General features: G+C 38.1%; 16 protein-coding genes and 1 other annotated feature. All 16 genes read right to left on the reverse strand.

Translation table 11 applies throughout. The features are described from left to right. Nucleotide 1: 1 nt before the first annotated feature. The 16 genes from mutS to thiI all read right to left on the reverse strand — a co-directional run bounded on the left by mutS (nucleotide 2) and on the right by thiI (nucleotide 20,438). Nucleotides 2-2,659, reverse strand: coding sequence for a DNA mismatch repair protein MutS (gene mutS / locus LfDm3_RS03920; protein ID WP_039144287.1), 2,658 nt, complete (start codon nucleotides 2,657-2,659; stop codon nucleotides 2-4). A gap of 13 nt (nucleotides 2,660-2,672) precedes the next feature. Continuing rightward, nucleotides 2,673-3,482: a TIGR00282 family metallophosphoesterase gene (locus LfDm3_RS03925; protein ID WP_039144628.1), complete on the reverse strand. Its 810-nt coding sequence runs from the start codon at nucleotides 3,480-3,482 to the stop codon at nucleotides 2,673-2,675. Between the two features lie 83 nt (nucleotides 3,483-3,565). Then, nucleotides 3,566-5,122 carry a ribonuclease Y gene (gene rny, locus LfDm3_RS03930; RefSeq protein ID WP_039144289.1) on the reverse strand — a complete coding sequence of 519 codons (1,557 nt, stop codon included), beginning with the start codon at nucleotides 5,120-5,122 and terminating at the stop codon, nucleotides 3,566-3,568. 138 nt (nucleotides 5,123-5,260) lie between these two features. Next, the gene (locus LfDm3_RS03935; RefSeq protein ID WP_039144291.1) at nucleotides 5,261-6,499 is read right to left on the reverse strand and encodes a competence/damage-inducible protein A; all 1,239 of its coding nucleotides are present in this window, start codon (nucleotides 6,497-6,499) and stop codon (nucleotides 5,261-5,263) included. A 23-nt stretch (nucleotides 6,500-6,522) separates the two neighbouring features. Next, nucleotides 6,523-7,104, reverse strand: a complete 582-nt coding sequence (gene pgsA, locus LfDm3_RS03940; protein WP_039144294.1) for a CDP-diacylglycerol--glycerol-3-phosphate 3-phosphatidyltransferase — start codon at nucleotides 7,102-7,104, stop codon at nucleotides 6,523-6,525. Between the two features lie 74 nt (nucleotides 7,105-7,178). Then, the gene (locus LfDm3_RS03945; protein WP_039144296.1) at nucleotides 7,179-8,138 is read right to left on the reverse strand and encodes a helix-turn-helix domain-containing protein; all 960 of its coding nucleotides are present in this window, start codon (nucleotides 8,136-8,138) and stop codon (nucleotides 7,179-7,181) included. A 71-nt stretch (nucleotides 8,139-8,209) separates the two neighbouring features. Continuing rightward, nucleotides 8,210-9,496, reverse strand: coding sequence for an EF-P 5-aminopentanol modification-associated protein YfmH (gene yfmH, locus LfDm3_RS03950; RefSeq protein WP_039144298.1), 1,287 nt, complete (start codon nucleotides 9,494-9,496; stop codon nucleotides 8,210-8,212). Further along, nucleotides 9,489-10,751 carry an EF-P 5-aminopentanol modification-associated protein YfmF gene (yfmF, locus tag LfDm3_RS03955; RefSeq protein ID WP_039144300.1) on the reverse strand — a complete coding sequence of 421 codons (1,263 nt, stop codon included), beginning with the start codon at nucleotides 10,749-10,751 and terminating at the stop codon, nucleotides 9,489-9,491. The genes yfmH and yfmF overlap by 8 nt, the downstream gene beginning before the upstream one ends. Before the next feature lie 67 nt (nucleotides 10,752-10,818). Next, nucleotides 10,819-11,622, reverse strand: a complete 804-nt coding sequence (minD, locus tag LfDm3_RS03960; protein WP_010021987.1) for a septum site-determining protein MinD — start codon at nucleotides 11,620-11,622, stop codon at nucleotides 10,819-10,821. Then, nucleotides 11,622-12,302, reverse strand: a complete 681-nt coding sequence (locus LfDm3_RS03965) for a septum site-determining protein MinC (RefSeq protein ID WP_039144303.1) — start codon at nucleotides 12,300-12,302, stop codon at nucleotides 11,622-11,624. The genes minD and LfDm3_RS03965 overlap by 1 nt, the downstream gene beginning before the upstream one ends. An 18-nt stretch (nucleotides 12,303-12,320) precedes the next feature. After that, nucleotides 12,321-12,869 (reverse strand): rod shape-determining protein MreD, encoded by a 549-nt coding sequence (gene mreD, locus LfDm3_RS03970; protein ID WP_156112353.1) that lies wholly within the window; start codon nucleotides 12,867-12,869, stop codon nucleotides 12,321-12,323. Further along, nucleotides 12,853-13,701, reverse strand: coding sequence for a rod shape-determining protein MreC (gene mreC / locus LfDm3_RS03975; protein ID WP_039144306.1), 849 nt, complete (start codon nucleotides 13,699-13,701; stop codon nucleotides 12,853-12,855). The genes mreD and mreC overlap by 17 nt, the downstream gene beginning before the upstream one ends. A 60-nt stretch (nucleotides 13,702-13,761) precedes the next feature. Further along, nucleotides 13,762-14,775 carry a rod shape-determining protein gene (locus LfDm3_RS03980; protein WP_082019965.1) on the reverse strand — a complete coding sequence of 338 codons (1,014 nt, stop codon included), beginning with the start codon at nucleotides 14,773-14,775 and terminating at the stop codon, nucleotides 13,762-13,764. Between the two features lie 99 nt (nucleotides 14,776-14,874). Next, nucleotides 14,875-16,137: a bifunctional folylpolyglutamate synthase/dihydrofolate synthase gene (locus tag LfDm3_RS03985; RefSeq protein WP_191978921.1), complete on the reverse strand. Its 1,263-nt coding sequence runs from the start codon at nucleotides 16,135-16,137 to the stop codon at nucleotides 14,875-14,877. A 128-nt stretch (nucleotides 16,138-16,265) separates the two neighbouring features. Further along, nucleotides 16,266-18,932, reverse strand: a complete 2,667-nt coding sequence (locus tag LfDm3_RS03990) for a valine--tRNA ligase (protein ID WP_039144312.1) — start codon at nucleotides 18,930-18,932, stop codon at nucleotides 16,266-16,268. 36 nt (nucleotides 18,933-18,968) lie between these two features. Continuing rightward, nucleotides 18,969-19,172, reverse strand: a binding site (T-box leader). Between the two features lie 42 nt (nucleotides 19,173-19,214). Continuing rightward, entirely contained in the window at nucleotides 19,215-20,438 is a 1,224-nt protein-coding gene (thiI, locus tag LfDm3_RS03995) for a tRNA uracil 4-sulfurtransferase ThiI (RefSeq protein ID WP_039144314.1), read from the reverse strand. Nucleotides 20,439-20,464: the final 26 nt, after the last annotated feature.

The following is a 20,464-nucleotide window of genomic DNA, read 5'->3' on the forward strand; positions in this document are numbered from 1 at the left end:
CCTAATTTTCTAACTTAGTTTTCCATTTGTATACCAAATTCATAATTTGAATTGGAGTTTTACTCATAAGATCGGTACTCTCTAAATCTTTAATGATTTTACTTTCATTCTTGCTTAATTGTGAATGGTTCTCAGGCTCATCAACTTTAAATAAAGCCATCTGTTCACCATCACTTAAGTCAACTGACGTTTCTGATTCAGTCTTCTGGGGAAGTGTTGGATGCTTCACTTGTGCTTCATTTTTCTGAACCTTATCATCATGATTGTTTTTCTGCTGATCAGCATCCTCAAGTTTCTCAAGGACCGTATTAGCTCGTTTTAATAATTGGTCAGGAAGTCCCGCTAGCTTAGCAACATTAATCCCGTACGAACGATCAGCAGGACCATCCATAATTTTATGCAAAAAGACTAAATTACCATTCTTTTCAACCGCTCCAACATGAACATTCTTTAAATGTTTTAATTCATGATCTAAATCGGTTAACTCATGGTAATGAGTCGAAAAGAGGGTTTTTGCCCCAATATTGTCATGGATATACTCAATAATGGCCTGAGCAAGTGCCATTCCATCATACGTGGACGTTCCCCTTCCAATTTCATCAAATAAAATCAACGAATTATCTGTGGCATGTTTAAGAGCTTCGTTAGCTTCTCTCATTTCCACCATAAAAGTACTCTTTCCAGAAATAAGATCATCAGCGGCTCCAATTCGAGTGAAAATTTGATCAAATATAGGCATATCAGCACTCTCAGCTGGAACAAAACAACCCATTTGGGCCAAAATCACAATCAACGCTAATTGTCTCATGTACGTGCTTTTTCCTGACATATTAGGGCCAGTGATTAGTAATTCTGAAACAGATGGATGCATTACCACATCATTTGGAACGTAGCTCTGAGCTCCCATTACTCGTTCTACCACAGGATGACGTCCAGCCTTAACGTTTAAGTCATGACCATCATTAAATTGGGGCTTAATAAACTGATATTTCTCAGAGATAGTAGCGAAACTTTGCAAAACATCTAACCGCGAGATCCCACTTGCTAATTTTTGGATCCGCGGGATTTGTTTTTTAATTTGATCGCGAACTCGAGTGAATATTTCATACTCCAAGCTCTTTGATTTTTCTTCAGCTTCAAGTATAATCGACTCTTTTTCTTTTAATTCCGGAGTCGAAAAGCGCTCTGCGTTAGTTAGCGTCTGAAGACGCTCATAACGACTATCATCCAGTTTACTTAGATTTCCCTTTGAAACCTCAATGTAGTAACCGAAAACGCGATTATAGCCAATCTTTAGATTATGAATTCCAGTTATCTGACGTTCCTTAGCTTCCATATCAGCAAGCCACTGCTTACCATTCTTCATGGCATCCCGATACTGGTCGAGCTGTTCACTATAGCCATCTCTAATTAAGCCTCCGTCAGTCACTGAAATAGGTGGCTCGGAGATAATAGCCGCTTTAATTAATTCATATACATCATTAACATCATCAAGTTTTTGATAAATTTCATCGAATTCAGGAGTATCAAGATCATTTAACACGTGCTTGATTTTTGGAATTTGTTCAAGTGAAGTTTCTAATTGGACTAGATCACGGCCATTCACACCGCCAAAAGAAATTCGTCCGGCTAACCGCTCTAAGTCATACACTTTAATCAAATTATCAGCGAGTTCACTTCGTTCATAATAATTATCTAAAAGTGTCTCAACCAAACTCTGACGTTGTTCAATCTCTTTTCGATCAATTAAGGGACGCTCCAACCATTGCTTGAGTTTTCTTCCACCCATTGCCGTTTTAGTATCATCGACAATCCAAAGCAACGTTCCGCTCTTTTTTCCGGTTCGAATATTTTTGGTGAGTCCCAAATTATACTGCGAATTATGATCAATCTTTAAAAAAGAACTAGGTTCATATTGAACGGCGGGTTGAATGTGTGACAAACTTCGTTTTTGGGTGTCAGAAATATACGATAGCAACATTTTAAGTGAATCAAGTAAGGTAGGGTCATCAATGGTAGAAATAATCTCATCTGAATCTATTTCAGAAATCTGGTTTTCATGAGAAATTAGAACTCCAATCCCCTTTAATTGATCAATTAAATCACTATCAATCGATTCATCAACAACAACTTCCTTAGAATTCAAGTTAATCACTTCATTTAAAACAGCTTCCGCGTTTTTTAACAAACTAACCTTTAATTCACCAGTGGATAAGTCAATGTATGAAAATCCATAAGCATTATTACTTTCACTATAGGTCACCGCAGTTAAATAATTATTAACCTTTGCATTTTCAGCGTTAGCATCCGTCTGAGTTCCTGGAGTTACTAATTGAATGACATCCCGGTCAACCATTCCCTTAGCTGTCTTGGGATCTTCCATCTGTTCACAAATTGCCACCTTATATCCCTTATCAACCAGTGTATCTACGTAACTCTGCACTGATTGATGGGGAACTCCACACATGGGAATGGGGTTATCAGATTTTCTGCTACGCTGTGTTAGGGTCAACTCCAATAATTGAGCTCCCTTAACGGCATCTTCATTAAACAATTCGTAAAAATCACCAATACGATAAAACAAAAAAGCATCGGGATACTGATCCTTAACCTCCTGATATTGTTGCATCATTGGCGTTGTTTGTTTTGATTTTGCCATGCGTTACTCTCCTCTAAAATTCTTGGTACGGATGATCCTTATTAATTAAAATGTTCTTAATCTTTCGTGCTTTTCCCGATTTACTGTCAACATCAATGTAACACCCTGATAACACTGCACTACCTGTTTCTTGCACTTCAAACCGATTGGGCCTTGCTGTCATAAACTTATTGATGACTGGCTCAAACTTCATCCCAATGACCCCATCGTTTGGTCCTGTCATTCCGGCATCAGTTAAGAAAGCTGTCCCGTGGGGTAAGATTTGACCATCACTAGTTTGAACGTGGGTATGAGTTCCAACCAAAGCTGAGATTCTTCCATCCAAATGAAGCGCCATGGCCTTCTTTTCACTAGTAGTTTCCGCATGAAAATCAACAAAAATAATATTCACGTTATCTTTGTGTAATTGAGTTAGGAGATTATCCACGTTCTCGAACGGATCGTCAATTTCATCCATAAAAACCCGTCCCTGAAGATTAATTACAGCCACCTGGTTGCCATTCACGTTCATTTCTATGTATCCATGTCCTGGAACATCTTTTCCAGGATAATTAAGTGGACGAATAAGATTTTTGGTTTGATTGATAAAATCGAAAATTTCGGAATTATTCCAGGCATGATTTCCCAGGGTAATTACATCAGCTCCAGCATTCATAATTTTTAAATAAAGTTCATGATTAATCCCACGACCTACCTTAGTAGCATTTTCACCATTTACAATGGTGACCTGAGGTTTCAAATCGTGTTTTAATAATGGTAAATATTTTTCTACCGTAGCCACTCCAATATTACCAACCGTATCTCCTAGAAACAAAAATCGCATATCCATTCCCCGTCTTCTAATATAATATCTTTATTTTACACTGATAAATTGAAATAAAAAAGACCAGAATAATGTCTGATCTTTTACTTTGCATATTCAACTGAACGGACTTCTCGAATCACATCAACCTTGACGTGACCAGGATGATTCATTTCCTTTTCAATCTTATCTTTAATATCTCTAGCAAGCACAATTGCTTGGGTATCAGAGATCTTTTCGGGCTTGGCGATCACTCTAATTTCACGTCCAGCTTGAACAGCGTAACTCTTTGAAACTTCATCAAAGCTATTACTAATCTTTTCAAGTTTATCAAGACGATGAACAAAGCTTTCCAGTGAGTCACTCTTTGCACCAGGTCGAGCCATTGAAATCTTGTTGGCAACATCAACTAACTCTGAAATCATGTAATGAGGCTCACTTTCAGGTCCACCTAATTGAATTGCATCAATTACCTCAGGACTCTCACCATACTTCTTTGCGATATCAACGCCAGCATCAATATATGAAACATCCGTTCCACTATTAGACGACAAGCCAATCTCACGCAATAATCCCGCTCTTTTCGCTAATGTAACATCTTCACCTAACTCAGCAGCAAACACTCCCGCCAATTTTGCTACTTGAATGGAGCGTGATAAAACATTTTGTCCATATGAAATTTTGTATTTCAATTGACCAATTAATTTAATCAAATCAGGATTCATCGAATGAATCCCTAAATCAAAGACAACGTTTTCCCCAGTTTCTTGAATTTGGGCTTCGAGTTCTTTCTTACTCTTATCCACCATTTCTTCAATACGAGCCGGATGAATCCTTCCGTCTTTAATTAACTTTTCAAGTGCCATTTTGGCGACTTCACGTCGAACCGGATTAAAACCACTTAAGACCACGGCATTAGGAGTATCATCAATAATTAAATCAATTCCTGTAAGTGATTCAAAGGTTCTAATGTTTCGACCCTCACGTCCAATGATTCTACCTTTCATATCATCATTGGGTAAAGTTACTACAGACACAGTAGTTTCTGAGACAATATCAGCTGAACTCTGCTGAAGTGCTTCAACAATTAAATTCTTGGCATCCTTAGCAGATGCTTCCTTAGCAGAATCGTAACTTTCTTTAATCATTTGAGCACGAGTATCAGCCAATTCTTGCTTCGTCTCATCAATTACCATCGTACGAGCTTCCTCTTTAGTTAAATTAGAAACTCTGGCAACCTCCTGTTGCCTTTTTTCAATAAGTGAATCTGCTTTTTGTTGTTTCTTAGTCAGTTCTTGCTTCTCTTTTTCAAGTTTTTCTTCTTGACGTTCTAATGAATTATCTCGCTTTTCAAACGCACTATCTTTTCGATCAAGTGTCTCTTCACGTTTTAATAACCGATCTTCCTGTTTTTGAACTTCAAGTCGACGCTTCTTCAGTTCTTTTTCTACCTGAAGACGATAAGCATTACCCTTTTCCTTTGCTTCTAAATTAGCCTCTTTAAGCGCATTTTCAGCCTGCTTCTCAGCATCCGAAAGGATATCCTTTGCACTCTTATGAGCAGCATCTAACTTCTTCTCAGATACTTGCTTATAAGTAAACTGACCAATCAAAAAACCAACAACTACAGCGATAATAGCGGAAACAACTGTAACTATCATTTACATATGCCCCCGTATCACTAATAAAAAATTTATTTAAATAACTAACACAAACGTTATTCACTTCTTAATTCTAAAGTTTAGAAAAATTAGTGTCAACTAGTATGTACAAAAACAGGATACAAATATCATCCTATTTTACTTTAAATTATCGTAAATCATTTTAAGACCACACTTAGTAGCGTAATCCCGAATCTCATTTCGATCTTTGCCAAAGTTAAATTCTTTCGCCTTTACATCTCCGTCAGGGAGCGCAATTCCAACCCAAAAGTTTCCTGCTGGATGTCCTTCCAGTTGATCTGGTCCTGCAACTCCAGTAAATGAAACAGCAACATCGGTATTAAGTATTTTTTTTGAATTTTGTGCCATCCATACGGCGGTTTCACGTGAGACAACTCCATGATCATTAATGACCTCAGTGGGAATATGCAGAACGTTTTCTTTAACCTTAGCTGAATAGGTAACAAATCCACCAGAAAAGACTTCAGATACCCCAGAGACATCTCCAAGTCGACTCTGAAACATGCCGGCTGTGAGCGACTCAGCTGCTGTAATCGACAATTTCTTATCCTTTAGAAGGCTAACGGCCACTTTAGCTAAAGAATTATCGTCACCGAATCCATAGAAATACTTGCCAACGATTGCATTAACCTTTTGAACCATCCCATCAATTAGGTTATCAACATCAGCTTTTTTAGATCCACTAGCAGTAATTCTGAGGGTAACTTCATTATGCTTAGCGTATGTTGCAAGCGTTGGGTTACTTTGGTTAGAGATCAAAGGCTTTAATTGATCTTCAAGTTCAGTTTCCCCAATCCCAAAGAAACGCATTACTTTCGAAGCAATCACTGGATTGCCACTAGCCATCTTGGCCAAGATTGGCAAAGCATATTTAGTAAACATGTGCTGCATTTCAACTGGAGGTCCGGGTAAAACTAAATAATCACATTGCTTGGTCTCTAAAAACATTCCAACCGCAAATCCATTATCATTCGGTAATACAGTTGCACCATGAATGTATTTAGCTTGCATGTCGGCTGTCGTTGGTTCCTTCATTGGATAAGACTTATAAAAGTCATTAATTTTTTGTAGAGCATGCTCATCTGTATCTAGAGCAAGTCCCAGATGTTTAGCAAGGACTAGTTTAGTAATGTCGTCTTCTGTGGGACCCAGTCCACCACTTAAGACGACCAAATTACTTCGACTCTCAGCGAGGTTAATAACCGATTCTAGTCGCTTATAGTTATCTCCCACCGTATCTTGAAAATAAACGTCAATTCCAAGATTAGCTAAGCGACGGGCAATGTATGGAGCACTTGTGTCAGTAATCTCACCTAAGAGAATTTCCGTTCCGACTGATACTATTTCAGCATTCATCAAATCACTCCTAACAATATTAATTAAAATGAATCAGAAAAAACTTTTCGATTTTTGTAGAAATACTCAATCCCAGAGTAAATGGTAAAGAAGAGACAAATGTACAAACAAATCTGTCCCACTGGTAAGTTAAGATTGTTAAATAAGGCATTATTCAATAGCAAAATAATAATTGCAATCATCTGGAAAAAAGTCTTTATTTTTCCAGGCCATGCTGCTGCAACTACTTCCCCATCGTTTTCAACGATAATGAGTCTTAATCCAGTAACCGCCAATTCCCGGCAGACAATGATGGCAGCAATCCAACTAGCAACACTTCCTAAACCTACTAAAACGATAAAAGCACACATTACAAGCATTTTATCGGCTAAGGGATCAGCAAATTTTCCAAAATTAGTCACCAGATGTTGCCGACGAGCAATTTGTCCATCCAAGAAATCCGTTAAAGCGGCCACAATGAAGACGATCGTTGCTAAAATTTGAGTAACTGGAATCATGGTTCCTACAATCATTACACTACCCAAGTCCATGGGTACTACCAATAAAATCAAAAAGATTGGTATAAGAATTATTCTAAATAAAGTTAATTTGTTTGGTAAGTTCAAAAATCTATCCTCCTAGGATCAAACGCTAAAATAACGACCTGTTATCTTTAACAGATCGTTATTTTGGTTAAAGTTTATTTGGTCAACTTGAAAGTAACGTTTCTAACCTGAGCACTGCCATTATTAGCAGGTTTCTCTAAGTTAGCCTTTTGTCCGTTAATGGTAATATCAGTTGCAGTAGCATTACCTAAATTAACGTTAAAGTCCTTAGAATTAGCAGGAATGGTTACCTCATGGGTTTGATTAGGATTCAAGGTTCCTTGCCAAACTTGTGATCCATTAACGGATACAGCCGACCATGATTTAGCGGTTCCCTTTAAATTAACCTTAGTTTTTTTTTCATTGGTCTTAACGTTATACTCGTTCTCATTTGCTCCTTTGGTAATTTGAGTTCCAGTAGCCTTAGTATTCTTTGACTTAGCTTTTGCTTTATCCTCAGCAGCTTTTTGTTTTGAACTGGAACTAGCTTTAGAGCTGTAACTATCGGATGAGACCGAAACTGAGGTGGTGCTTGAGGCACTATTAGAATTATGATGAGCTAATTTTCCTGCGCCAACCCAAATTACACCGATGATAATAACCACGATAATTACAATTCCAACGATCGGAACTAACTTTCTCATATTCCAACCAGAGTGATTTGGTTCTGGACTGGATGGATCATGACGAGCCGTTCTTTGACTAGACTGTTGTGATTGGGCTGGTTCTGGTTGATTCCCATTATAATTCTGGCCCTCACGACTTTCATTATCAATAGAATTGGCATTTTCTCCACCAGGCAGATCTTGATCATACTTTTGAATAAACTCACTTCCGTTTAATCCAACAGCATCAGCAAACTGCTTAACAAACGCACGCACGTAAAAATCACCCGGTAGCGCAGCAAAGTTATCTTCTTCAATTGCCTCTAGATAACGTTTCTGAATTTTAGTTTTCTTTTGAACGTCATCAATCGACATCCCAGCGTCAACTCTTGCCTTACGGAGTAGTTGACCAATATTGACACTCTTTTGATTTTTATCTTCTTTATCCATATGTAAAACCCCATTGTTTTAGATTTCATTGCAAGTATATCACAACGCATTGTTTTAAAAAAAGATATACGTTAAGAAATGACCTTTAAGGTCGTTTTCCCAAAGTCAAAAAAATGTTTAGCAAAATCAATGACTTCGCTAAGTGAGAGTTGATTTAAGATCTGAACTTCATCAAAAATATTTGTGTATTCGTTTAAGGGATCACCCATTTGATTAGCAATCGCTGAATTAGAATTCATGACCGAAATTGATTGGCCAATTTCCTCCCGTTTAATTAAATTGAAAATCTTAGTTAACCCTGAAGCATCATCTAAAGCTCTTTTAATTTCACGTTTAATTGACTGCTGGAATAACTCAGGGTGATCGGAATCTTCAGCAAAAATCACAAATTGATAGCCTGCTTCCATATCAAAATCATACCCAAAAGAATCATTGATGATGCCTTCAGAATATAGACGTTGATATGACTCTGAATCCTCGGAAAAAATCATGGATAGAAATAATCCTAGGGATAATTCATTCTTGGAAAATTGGGAACCGTAAACTTGATCACTTGGTCCCCTGAAACCAACCGCTACTTTACCAGTTGAAAGATTCATTTCAGAATAATCAGATGCAACAATGGGACTCTTCTGAATTGCCTCGTTAGTTTTTTGTTTCAACGTTGCGATCTGTGTTGGATTAATTGGCTTGATCGCTTTTTCGAGATCACTAATCCGCGCAATGGCCTGGTCTTTATCAACCTTTCCTACCAACATTAAATCCATGTTATTAGGAACATAATACTGACGATACATGGCGTACAAATCATCAGCAGTAATTTCAGCAATCGAATCAACGGTTCCAGCAATGTCATGGTCAAGTGGTGATCCATGATACAAATTACCAATCGTGTCGAAATAAATTCTTGAACTAGGATCATCCTGATACATAAGAATTTCTTGACCAATAATCCCCTGTTCTTTTTGGACTTTTTTCTCATCAAAATATGGATGTTGAACTAAATCAATTAAAACATCTAAGTTGTCATTAACATGACTAGTCGTATTAAAAAGATAACTGGTTTGATCAAAACTAGTAAAAGCATTGGAATCAGAGCCAAATTTACCAAATCGATCACTAGAATCATAGTCATGTTTATCAAACATCTTGTGTTCCAAAAAATGTGCAATTCCAAGTGGCATCCCTTGAAGCTGATCACCATTCAATCTCACGTTGTTAATGGCACCAAAATGAACGTTTAAGATCCCATAGGTTGAATTAAAGCCTGGTTTAGGGTCAATCATCACTTTCATCCCATTATCTAAATCATAACGATGAATGGTTTCATTTAAATTGTCATACCGAACTTCAACCATTATTTGTTCCTTTCAATAAAAATCTTGTCTTTAACTTCATCATTGAAGCTACCTTACTTAAGTCGTCTTTAGTAACTGCCCTAATTTTTTGGATCCATTGGTCAACACTCAAGTCCACCCCATACAATTCATTTACAAAGTCGCCGTTCAGAGTTCTTCTCTGACTATCAAACTTTGAATCGTATCCATCGACAAGTGACGATTTCACGTCCAAGAAGCGTTGATCATCGTATTTTTGAGCTTTAATTAAAGCAATCTGCTGATGAATTAAAGCTTCAACCTCCTCTGCATCATCCGCATTAATCCCGCTTTCAATTGCTACATATCCGAGAGTGGAGTTGTAACTACTTGAAATATAATATGCCAGACTGTGCTTTTCACGAATATTATGAAACATCAACGACTGTTGCGTCCCACCAAGTAATGCATTCATGACGATGGCAGAAAAATAATTGCGATCCCCAATCAAGATGGGAAAATCAAACGCCAAATCAAATTTAGATTGTTCACCCTTGATGGTTTCCACCTTACTTTGTTCAGACGATTGACCTAACTCTGGTCTTATTTTCGAACTAAGATCTGGCCGTGGTGAAAACGCCAAATGATGCTGAACATCCTCAATTTGCTTCGGAGAGAGTCGTCCTAGGATTGAAATATGAATTTCATCATTTGCCAAAATGTTCTTCAATTCATTTAAAACATCTTGATTTTTAAGGCTCATAACCTGTTGGGGACTTCCAATCACTGACTCTGAATAGTTGGGTTGACCGTAAAAATATAGTTCACGAGTTCGTTTTAGGGCATAATAACGACGATCATCACTAAGTGAATTCAGGTACTGAACGAGATTATCCCTTTGAATCTGAAACTGATCATCAACATATTGATGACCAACTTGATTAGGATGAAAAATCATTTCGGCAAGAAAAGCAAGAACTTCATCCAAAACATCTGAATTATCCAACGTGAAATCATTATTAACAAAACTCATCACAACTCTTAAAACACTTCGATTGCCAATCTTAAAGACATTGGTACCAAAATCAGCACCAAATAGTTCAGAAAGTCTTCTAGCCACTTTAAGTTTCGAATTATACTTTTGACTGTAATTTTCCATCATTTCAGCTACCATTGCTCTAGCCGCAAATTTTCGATGGTCTAACGGTTCCACAAAGTCAACCGTCATTGCGGTTGTTTTAAACTTGCTACTCTCATGAACGTTCAAATGAACGCCATCTGTCATTACTTTCTTCAAACCAATTCCTCCAAAACAAAAAGTTCTCCTAGAAAGAATTCTAAGAGAACTTTATCAATTAGTACAACTAATTCTTTGTAAACACATGCTTAAATTTTGACCAGAATCCTTGTTTCTGTGGTTTGATCTTCATCAAAGGAACGGTTTCACCTAACAAACGACGCGCAATATTTCGGTACGCTGTTGAAGCAGGATCATCCGTATCTAAAACGACTGGTTCACCGTGGTTGGATGTAGTAATGACCTTATCATCATCAACTACAACCCCAAGTAAACTAATTCCTAAATGATGAGTAATTTCATCAACATCCATTACATCACCATCATCCATCATGCTAGGACGAACTCGATTAATGATCAAACTGGGTGTCTCTTTTAAGGGATGCTTCCCTAATAAGCCCACAATGCGGTCAGCATCACGAACAGCCGAGATTTCAGGAGTAGTAACCACAATGGCACTATCAGCACCAGCCACTGAATTCAAAAATCCTTGTTCAATTCCAGCCGGACAATCAATCAACACGAAGTCAAATTGTGGTTTTAACTCATCAACAATTTCCTTAACTTGATCCTCTTTTAGAGCTGTTTTATCTGTATTTTGTGCAGCAGGTAATAAGTATAAATTATCATCAAACCGTTTGTCTTTTACTAGGGCTTTCTGAAGCGGAACTCGACCATTTGCGACATCGACAATATCATACATAATTCGATTATCCAAGCCAAGAACAACGTCAAGGTTTCTTAGGCCGATATCCAAATCCATTAGGCAGACACGCTTACCCATCAAGGCTAAAGCAGTCCCGATGTTAGCAGAAGTCGTTGTTTTACCAACTCCACCCTTTCCAGAGGTAATAACGATTGCTTTTCCCATTATTCAGTTCCTCCTATTCGATTATAAAACTTTGGACTAATGTTTTTAATCTCATCTAAATTGCCATACTCGATAGTATGTAGGTCATTAATGTAAATTACGGTACGGCTATTTTCAGACATTCTATCTTTATTATCACTCACAATATCAAACTGTTCACCAATCCGAACTTGTTGAGCATCATTTAAGTTTCCGATCACAAGGGCTTCTTCATCATTAGGGAATCCAGCATGAACGATTCCTTTAACATACCCTAAGTTATAAACGTTACCACCAGCAAGTAACTTCCCACCTTCATGTATTGCCCCACAGAATAGCACGTCACCTTTAGCCATGACTTCTTCGCCATTCCTGATGGTTTTCCCAATTACTGAAACCTTATTTAAATCACGAATGCGATAGGCCTCTGAAGTTGTAACTACATCGGCCATAAAACGTCTAATACTCATTTGTGGATACTTGGAAACGATCTCCCTTAACTCTTGCTTTTGGGCTCCGGTTAAGATGCGATTCCCGGTAAAGACATCAAAGGAAAATTGTTTAGTGTTTCCTAGTTCCTTACCACTACTCAGTTGTTCCATTAAATTCTTAAACTCATTAATGTCACTATCAAAATTACTGGTATCAGAAATATTAATCTCATAACCATTCTGAGTACCCTTTAAAACTACGTTCTCCATACAATCAATGCTCCTAGTTTAACTAAAATAATTGAAAAGTGCCCTGATTGGGAAATAAAGAATGACAAACAGGATCAGATTCAATACTAACGTTGGCCCCAAGGTGTAAATCAATAGCTGAGTTCCACTAAGAGACGCAATGTGGGCAATTCGATCACCCAAGTAACTCAAGATAAATACCACTAAAACATCCCCCATATAAATTAGGGATGAAGTTACCAGGTTTTCACGAACAAACTTAAAAACAATGCGATTAATATAAACCACCAGTGGAAAGGCAAACATAAAGATTCCAACGATTCCAACGTAATAAACATCGTAGACGATTCCAATTCCTAAGGCCCACCATCCAATATGAAGTTTTTCGTGGCGCGCAAAAAGCGTTGCCATCACTAACCACATTAAAGTTAGGTATGGTACCATCGAAAATTTTTCAAAAAGTACTGGTGAAAAAAGTTTAGAGATTGACCCCTCTAGTAGGAATGCAATTACCAATCCAATTGGAAATAAGAATTTCAAACGGGATGGGCGACGCATCGTACGCCCTCTTCTAATCCTTCTTGCCAATTACGGTCACCGCCTCAATATCATCCATATTTGCAGCTGGCTTAATGTTAACTTTTTCAGAAATGCCATCACTATTCTGCTTGGTTCCGGCCACTTTTCCTACAAAAAGTCCTTTAGGAGTGACACCACCAAGACCATTTGTCATGACTTTCGTCCCCGTCTTGATTTTATCCTGATTAGTGACACTTCCCATTACCAACTCGTTAGTATCACGATTATAGCCATCAATGAGACCATTAACAACTTTCTTTTGTCCCTGAACTTGAACAGAGAAACGACTAGCGTTATCACCTTTATCTGTGATTAATTCAACTTTACTATTGGTTTTGTTGACTTCAGCAACTCGACCTACTAATCCTGAATTAACGATTACAGACATGTTCTTTTGAACTCCAGAAGCTGATCCCTTATTAATGATCAATTGGTTCAACCAAGAAGATGGCGTTCTAGTAATTACACTAGCATTAATTGATTTGTAGTCCGTGGGAGTTCCCTTAATATCCAACTGTTGTCTTAATTTTGTATTTTCATTTTCAAGTGCTTGATTTTTAACTTGAGTTTGAGCTAATTGTTCAACTTGACCCTTTAAATGATTGTTCTCCTGATAAGTGTTTAATAAATTACCAGTTGCACCAAAGAGTGAACCAACACCATTCGCAGGGATGCTAACAATTCGATCACCAAATCCAACAACGTCATTTCCTACCTGCTGAATCAATGGAGGAGTAGCACGGTTTTTTCTAACTGCCACTGACCCACTAATCAAACCTAAGCCAATAATTAAGCAAACGACAATGATTACTAGCTTTCGACTTGAAAAAAACTTGTGCATAATAATCCTCCGTGCGTGCTTAAAATAAATAAGCGGGAATTAAATCCCCGCTTATCCAGTTTATTTTTTATTCATTACTTCAATACTCTTAAGTGATTCACCTGTACCAATAGCAACACAATCCATCGGATCCTTAGCAATGGTTACAGGAACTTGAGTGGCATCTGAGACTACTTCGGGGAGATTCTTAAGTAATGCACCACCACCAGTTAACACAATTCCATGATCAATCACATCAGCCGAGATTTCGGGTGATGTTTCTTCCAAGGTTTCTTTAATTGTGGTAATAATTTCAAGAATATCTTCATGCATCGCAGAAGCAACATCTTCAGCAGTGACTTCAACTGATTTTGGTAACCCAGTCAGAAGGTCTCTTCCACGAACGGTTTCATCACTCATATCTTTGGCAGCGCCAATTGAGGCAGAACCGATTGAACACTTAAGATGTTCAGCGGTGGGCTCACCAATTAAAACGTTATAATTTTTTCTAATGAAAGTAACGATCACTTCATTAAGTTTATCACCAGCCATTCGAACTGAACGAGACGAAACAATTCCGCCAAGAGAAATGGTTGCCACATCAGTAGTTCCACCACCAATGTCAACTACCATACTACCAGTAGGATCCATCACTGGTAATCCCGCCCCAATAGCTGCAGCGAATGGTTCCTCAATTACATAAGCATCTTTGGCTCCTGCCACACGAGTAGCATCAATTACGGCGCGTTTTTCAACGGCTGTAATTCCACTAGGAACACAAACCATTACGTATGGTTTGGCCCCGTGGTTGCCAAGGGCTTTATCAATATAATACTTCATCATGGCTACCGTAGTATCATAATCAGCGATTACCCCATCCTTCATTGGGCGAATGGCTTCGATACTAGCTGGCGTTCTGCCAATCATCGATTCCGCTTCCTGTCCCACAGCGACAACTTCACCGGTTTTGGTATTTTTAGCAACCACAGATGGTTCTCGTAAAACGATTCCCTTTCCATCAACATATACAATGGTATTAGCGGTTCCTAAATCGATTCCGATGTTTTTCGTACCTAATCCGAACAATTTATTCATCCCTTCAATTTTTAAGTTTTAAATTTTAAGTTATTACTTTGATAAGACTAGTATATCATACTGCATTTACATCAGTCAGGAATATAAAGCCAAATTTAGTTACTTAAGTTTTTCTTCATTTTCTTTAATTAGTTTCCGAACTTCCGAAATAAATAAAAGTGAACCAGTGACTAAAATCAATCGTTGCTCATTCTTACTTTTCAACTCTTGATCAATCGCTTGCTTTAACGCCAACTTCCAGTTACTAGTGAACGCGACGTGGTCACTGCCGGAAACATCAAGACCAGTGAAATCAGCGCTGGCCCTGTTTTCGTTGGCAGTAAAACGGGTCAAAATAATGTCAGCATTAGGAATTTGATTCACAATTTTAAACATCTCTGGGTATTGTTTGTCAGCAAAAACTCCCATGATAACGATAAGATGATGGTCTTTCCATTGACTATAGGGAGCTCGAATTGCCGAAAACAGTTTTTTAATGGCGGGAACATTATGAGCTCCATCAATCATAATTGGAGGGTTAGTTTGAATTAATTCCATTCGTCCAATCCATTGCGCTTGAGCAATTCCTAATCTGACGGCCTTTACGAGTTTCCCTTGATCTTGGTTTAAATAATTAAAAGCATAAATCAGGAAGGCTTCGATGGCAATGGCGGCGTCTTCCATCTCAAAGCTTCCAATTTGTTTCATCGTAAGATTCTTGATCCTAAATTTGGAATTCATAAAATCAAATTGGTTTTGCTCTTGAGGAATAAAACGGTAATCTTCCCCTTCTCTAAAGATCGGACTTTGAAGTTTCTGAGCCGTCTTCTCAATTACCTCACGTGGTCCCTTTTTAATTTTTCCAATCACACATGGACGATTGGGTCGAATAATACCAGCTTTATTATCAGCAATTTGTTCTTCAGTGTCACCTAAAAGCCTCATATGATCCATTCCAATGGTAGTGATAATTGAAAGTCGAGAATGAACCACGTTGGTAGAATCAGACCTTCCCCCAATTCCTGCTTCCACAATGACAATGTCAACCGGATGGCTTTGAAAATATAAAAACATCATGGCACAAATGATTTCGAATTCTGACGGTCCAAGAGATGGAGTGGCCTGATCAATTTGATCAACAACTGGCTTGATTTTTTGAACAAGTTTGAGAATTGCTTCATCAGAAATGGGAACATTATTAACACTAATTCGTTCATTAAACCTAATCATAAATGGTGAGGTAAACGTTCCTACTGTCAACCCAGCAGTTTGGAGCATGTTACTCAAGTAAGCTACACAGGAACCCTTCCCATTCGTTCCTGCTACATGAATACACTTTAATTTGGCTTCTGGATGCTTTAATTTCCCCATCAAATGTTCCATTCGTTTAGTGGGAGGTTCTTTTTTAATGCGTGGCCGCCCGTGAATATAATTCAAGGCGGCTTTATAACTAGTAATCATGGTCTTACATCTCCAAAAATAAAGCTCAGCTTGTTAGCTGAGCTTTAATGTTATTTATTTAGAGCATCCTCAACGTCTTTTAAGCGAATTTGAACGGCTTTAAGTTTATTTTCATTATCCTGCTGCTTCTCTTTTTGTTCGTTTACAACGGCTTCAGGAGCATTTTCAACGAATTTTTTATTAGCCAGCTTTTTCTGTGCCCGTTGAACTTCTGCTTCAAATTTTTGAACTTCTTTTTGCAAACGAGTTTTTTCATCGTTTAAATCAATTAGTTCATCCAACGGAATGCTGATCTCAGCATCCGTAATCACTGATGTCATGGCCAACTTAGGAATGTTAATATCCGCCCCAATTTCTAACTTATTGGGATGACCAAATCGGTCAATGTAGTCACTATTATCTTTCAAAACCTTTTTCAATTCTGGGTCATCAGTTTTAACCAAGATATCCACTGGGCTTGATAATGGTGCATTAACTTCAGAACGGATATTTCTAACCGCCTTAATAACATCAATTAAATGATTCATATCGGATTCAGCCTGTGAATCGTTAAATTCATCATGATTTACAGGATAATAAGCGACTACCAAAGACTTTCCAACATGTGGCATTGAAAGCCAGATTTTTTCGGTAACAAATGGCATCACTGGTTGAAGTAGTCGCAAGATTTGATCAAGAACGTATGCCAAAATATTTCTAGTATTTTCCTTAGCCACTTCGTCTGAACCAGTTAAAATTTCCTTACTCATTTCAATGTACCAATCACAGAAGTCATTCCAAATGAAATCATAAAGAGAACGGTTAGCTTCACCAAAGTTAAACTTATCGTATTCCTCGGTAACGTGGTTTACCACATGATTCAGTTTTGAAAGAATCCAACGATCAGCCAAATTCCATTCAGATTGTGCTGGCAATTTTGGCTGTTTCATATCACCGAGGTTCATGATGACGTAGCGACTAGCATTCCAAATTTTATTAACAAAATTCCAAGCTGACTCAACTTTACTGTAACTGAACTTCATATCTTGGCCAGGAGTTGTTCCAGTTGAAAGACACCAACGTAATGCGTCAGCCCCATACTGATCGATCACATCCATCGGATCGATTCCATTTCCAAGCGATTTACTCATCTTAACCCCGTGTTCATCCCGGATTAAACCGTGAAGAAGAACATTTTTAAAGGGACGCTTACCAGTAAAATGTAAACTTTGAAAGATCATCCTAGAAATCCAAAAGAAAACCAGGTCGTATCCAGTAACCAAGGTATTCGTTGGGAAATACCGTTGGTAATCCTTAGAATCAGTGTCCGGCCAACCAAGAGTCGTAAACGGCCACAAAGCTGATGAGAACCATGTATCGAGTACATCTGGATCTTGGGTCCAATTTTCTGGATCCTTGGGAGCATTTTCACCAACATAAATTTTGCCAGTTTGATTATTGTACCAAGCTGGAATTCGATGTCCCCACCATAGTTGTCTTGAAATGACCCAATCATGAACATTTTCCATCCATTGCATAAACGTATGTTCAAATCGTTCTGGAATAAAGTTAACGGAATCCTTGGTCTTCTGATTTTCCATTGCTTTTTGAGCCAATGGTTTCATTTTGACAAACCACTGGGTCGAAAGCCGAGCTTCAACCTGAACTCCCGTCCTTTCAGAATGACCAACAGAATGGACAATTGGATCAATCTTAATCATCAATCCCTGATCCTTTAAGTCCTTTACCATGGCTTTGCGAGCGTCAAAACGATCCATACCTTCGTACTTACCAGCATTTTCGTTCATGGTTGCGTCTTCGTTCATGGTATTGATGCGCTTCAAATCATGTCGATTTCCAACCTTAAAATCGTTAGGATCATGAGCGGGTGTAATTTTAACCATTCCAGTTCCAAATTCTGGATCGACATATTGATCAGCAATAATTGGAATAGTACGGTTTACAAGTGGAACCACTACTTTCTTACCAACTAAATCCTTGTAACGTTCATCGCTTGGATTAACGGCAACTGCGGTATCACCCATCATCGTTTCAGGTCGAGTAGTGGCAATTTCAATGTAATCTTTCCCGTTGAACTTCGTATCATCAGCAAAGGGATACTTAACGTGGTAGAAAGCCCCCTGATCATCCTTATGAATTACTTCAATATCGGATAATGCAGTGCGAGCCTTAGGATCCCAGTTAATGATGTATTCCCCACGATAAATCAATCCTTGATTATATAGGTCAACAAAAACCTTGCGAACAGCTTTTGACAAACCATCATCTAAAGTAAATCGTTCACGGCTGTAGTCAAGTGATAATCCTAGTTTAGCCCACTGCTTATGAATGGTATCAGCAAAATCATCCTTCCATTCCCAAACCTTATCAACAAACTTCTCCCGACCAAGATCATAACGAGAGATTCCTTGTTCATTTAACATGGCCTCTACTTTGGCTTGGGTTGCAATTCCAGCATGATCCATGCCTGGAATCCATACGGTATCGTATCCTTGCATCCGTTTCTGTCTGATCAGCATATCTTGGAGGGTCGTATTCCAAGCGTGCCCTAGATGAAGCTTACCAGTAACATTTGGTGGAGGCAAAACGATTGAATATGGTTTTGCTTCTGGGTTCCCATTGGGTTTAAAAACATCTTCATCAAGCCATTTTTTATACATCCCTGCTTCAACAGAAGTGGGATCATACTTCGTTGACATATCAACTTCTTTTGCCATTTCTTCACCTCATTATAAAATAAAAGCATCCGTCCAGAATAGGACGAATGCTCGCGGTACCACCTAAATTGAATTATTACTAATTCCAACTTAACTAGATAACGGCTAGTACCGATTACATCTTTATTAATTCAACATAACTGCTCACAAGCAACATTAATCGTTTTAACACATGAATTTCTCAGCTTTCATTCACTCTCTGTGTGCCCTAACAATTAAACTCTTGGTCAATGCATTTAACATAATAAATACTACTTAATTTAGGATGCTTCGTCAACCACATTAAAGTAATTCTGAAAAAACATCTTCATTAGCGTTTAGATAATCATCATCAGGATGGATTTTACTAATCTTAATACCATCGAGAGCTTCTTTCATTAATCCATCAACATCAATATTTTGTTCAAACTCACGAGCTTTTTCCACTTTAGGCTTAGTCTTGGGTGCGGGTGGAGTAAAGATGGTACAGCAATCTTCATAAGGAAGAATTGATAAATCATAAGTATCAATTTGCTCTGCAATCTTAATGATTTCAGTTTTATCCAAAGACAATAGTGGTCTAAGCACTGGCAAGTTGGTGACATCGTTAATGGCACGCATACTTTCAAGCGTCTGAGAGGCAACTTGCCCTAAGGATTCTCCTGTGAACACACCATCGCAGTGACGTGCAATGGTAATTGCTGCAGCAATTCGTAACATCATTCGTCTTTGAACCGTCATCAAGTATCCCTCGGGAACTTTTTCCTTAATCTCTTCTTGGATCTTAGCAAATGGAACCTGAATAAAGTCCACGGTTCCACCTAAGGCAGAAAGCTTAGCAGTTAAATCTTTGGCTTTGGCTAACGCCTGTTCGCTGGTATATGGAGGACTGTAAAAGTGAATCATATCTAACTTAACTCCACGCTTCATTGCCATGTAGGCAGCTACTGGTGAGTCAATTCCACCTGATAACATCATTGTCCCTCGTCCACCAGTTCCAACTGGTAGTCCAAGGGCGCCTTGAATAGTCTGACTAGACAAATAAATTCCTGACATTCGAACATCAATTTGTAAATTAATGTCAGGATGCTTCATTTGAGCCTCAATTCCCTTTAAATGATCTAAAACATAACCACCTACTTCATCATTCATTTGATAAGTATTTAATGGATAATCTTTGTTTTGGCGATTCGTGGAAATCTTGAAAGTTTCGCCATTTTTAAATTGGTTTGAAATCATTTCTAAAGCGGTTTCTTGAATTTTCTCAATTGGAGTATTTTTTTCTAATTTAACGACTGGCGAAAAGGTTTCAATTCCAAAGACCTTTTGCAAAGTGTCCATGACTGGTCCTGCATCCTGGTCATGCAAGCTAACGTGCATTCGATCACGTTGGGCATCTACCGTGACTCCGTCAAACTGCTTTAAGACCTGTCTAACATTATGGCCTAATTGACCAATGAAAACCCTTCGATTTTTCCCTTTGGTTGATAATTCACCATAACGGACCATAATTTCGCTGTATTTCACGTTCTCACTCCTTTATTATTTAATAA

It is taken from the genome of Fructilactobacillus fructivorans (genome assembly GCF_000814735.1).
Classification (GTDB): domain Bacteria; phylum Bacillota; class Bacilli; order Lactobacillales; family Lactobacillaceae; genus Fructilactobacillus; species Fructilactobacillus fructivorans.

What these genes read in the sequence shown, in the direction of transcription:
- mutS (WP_039144287.1), bottom strand. Translation starts at nt 2,659, where the DNA reads ATGGCAAAATCAAAACAAACAACGCCAATGATGCAACAATATCAGGAG.
- mreC (WP_039144306.1), bottom strand. Translation starts at nt 13,701, where the DNA reads ATGCACAAGTTTTTTTCAAGTCGAAAGCTAGTAATCATTGTCGTTTGC.
- LfDm3_RS03925 (WP_039144628.1), bottom strand. Translation starts at nt 3,482, where the DNA reads ATGCGATTTTTGTTTCTAGGAGATACGGTTGGTAATATTGGAGTGGCT.
- LfDm3_RS03990 (WP_039144312.1), bottom strand. Translation starts at nt 18,932, where the DNA reads ATGGCAAAAGAAGTTGATATGTCAACGAAGTATGATCCCACTTCTGTT.
- yfmH (WP_039144298.1), bottom strand. Translation starts at nt 9,496, where the DNA reads ATGGTTGAAGTTCGGTATGACAATTTAAATGAAACCATTCATCGTTAT.
- rny (WP_039144289.1), bottom strand. Translation starts at nt 5,122, where the DNA reads ATGATAGTTACAGTTGTTTCCGCTATTATCGCTGTAGTTGTTGGTTTT.
- LfDm3_RS03945 (WP_039144296.1), bottom strand. Translation starts at nt 8,138, where the DNA reads ATGGATAAAGAAGATAAAAATCAAAAGAGTGTCAATATTGGTCAACTA.
- LfDm3_RS03965 (WP_039144303.1), bottom strand. Translation starts at nt 12,302, where the DNA reads ATGGAGAACGTAGTTTTAAAGGGTACTCAGAATGGTTATGAGATTAAT.
- minD (WP_010021987.1), bottom strand. Translation starts at nt 11,622, where the DNA reads ATGGGAAAAGCAATCGTTATTACCTCTGGAAAGGGTGGAGTTGGTAAA.
- LfDm3_RS03935 (WP_039144291.1), bottom strand. Translation starts at nt 6,499, where the DNA reads ATGAATGCTGAAATAGTATCAGTCGGAACGGAAATTCTCTTAGGTGAG.
- LfDm3_RS03985 (WP_191978921.1), bottom strand. Translation starts at nt 16,137, where the DNA reads ATGGAACATTTGATGGGGAAATTAAAGCATCCAGAAGCCAAATTAAAG.
- LfDm3_RS03980 (WP_082019965.1), bottom strand. Translation starts at nt 14,775, where the DNA reads ATGAATAAATTGTTCGGATTAGGTACGAAAAACATCGGAATCGATTTA.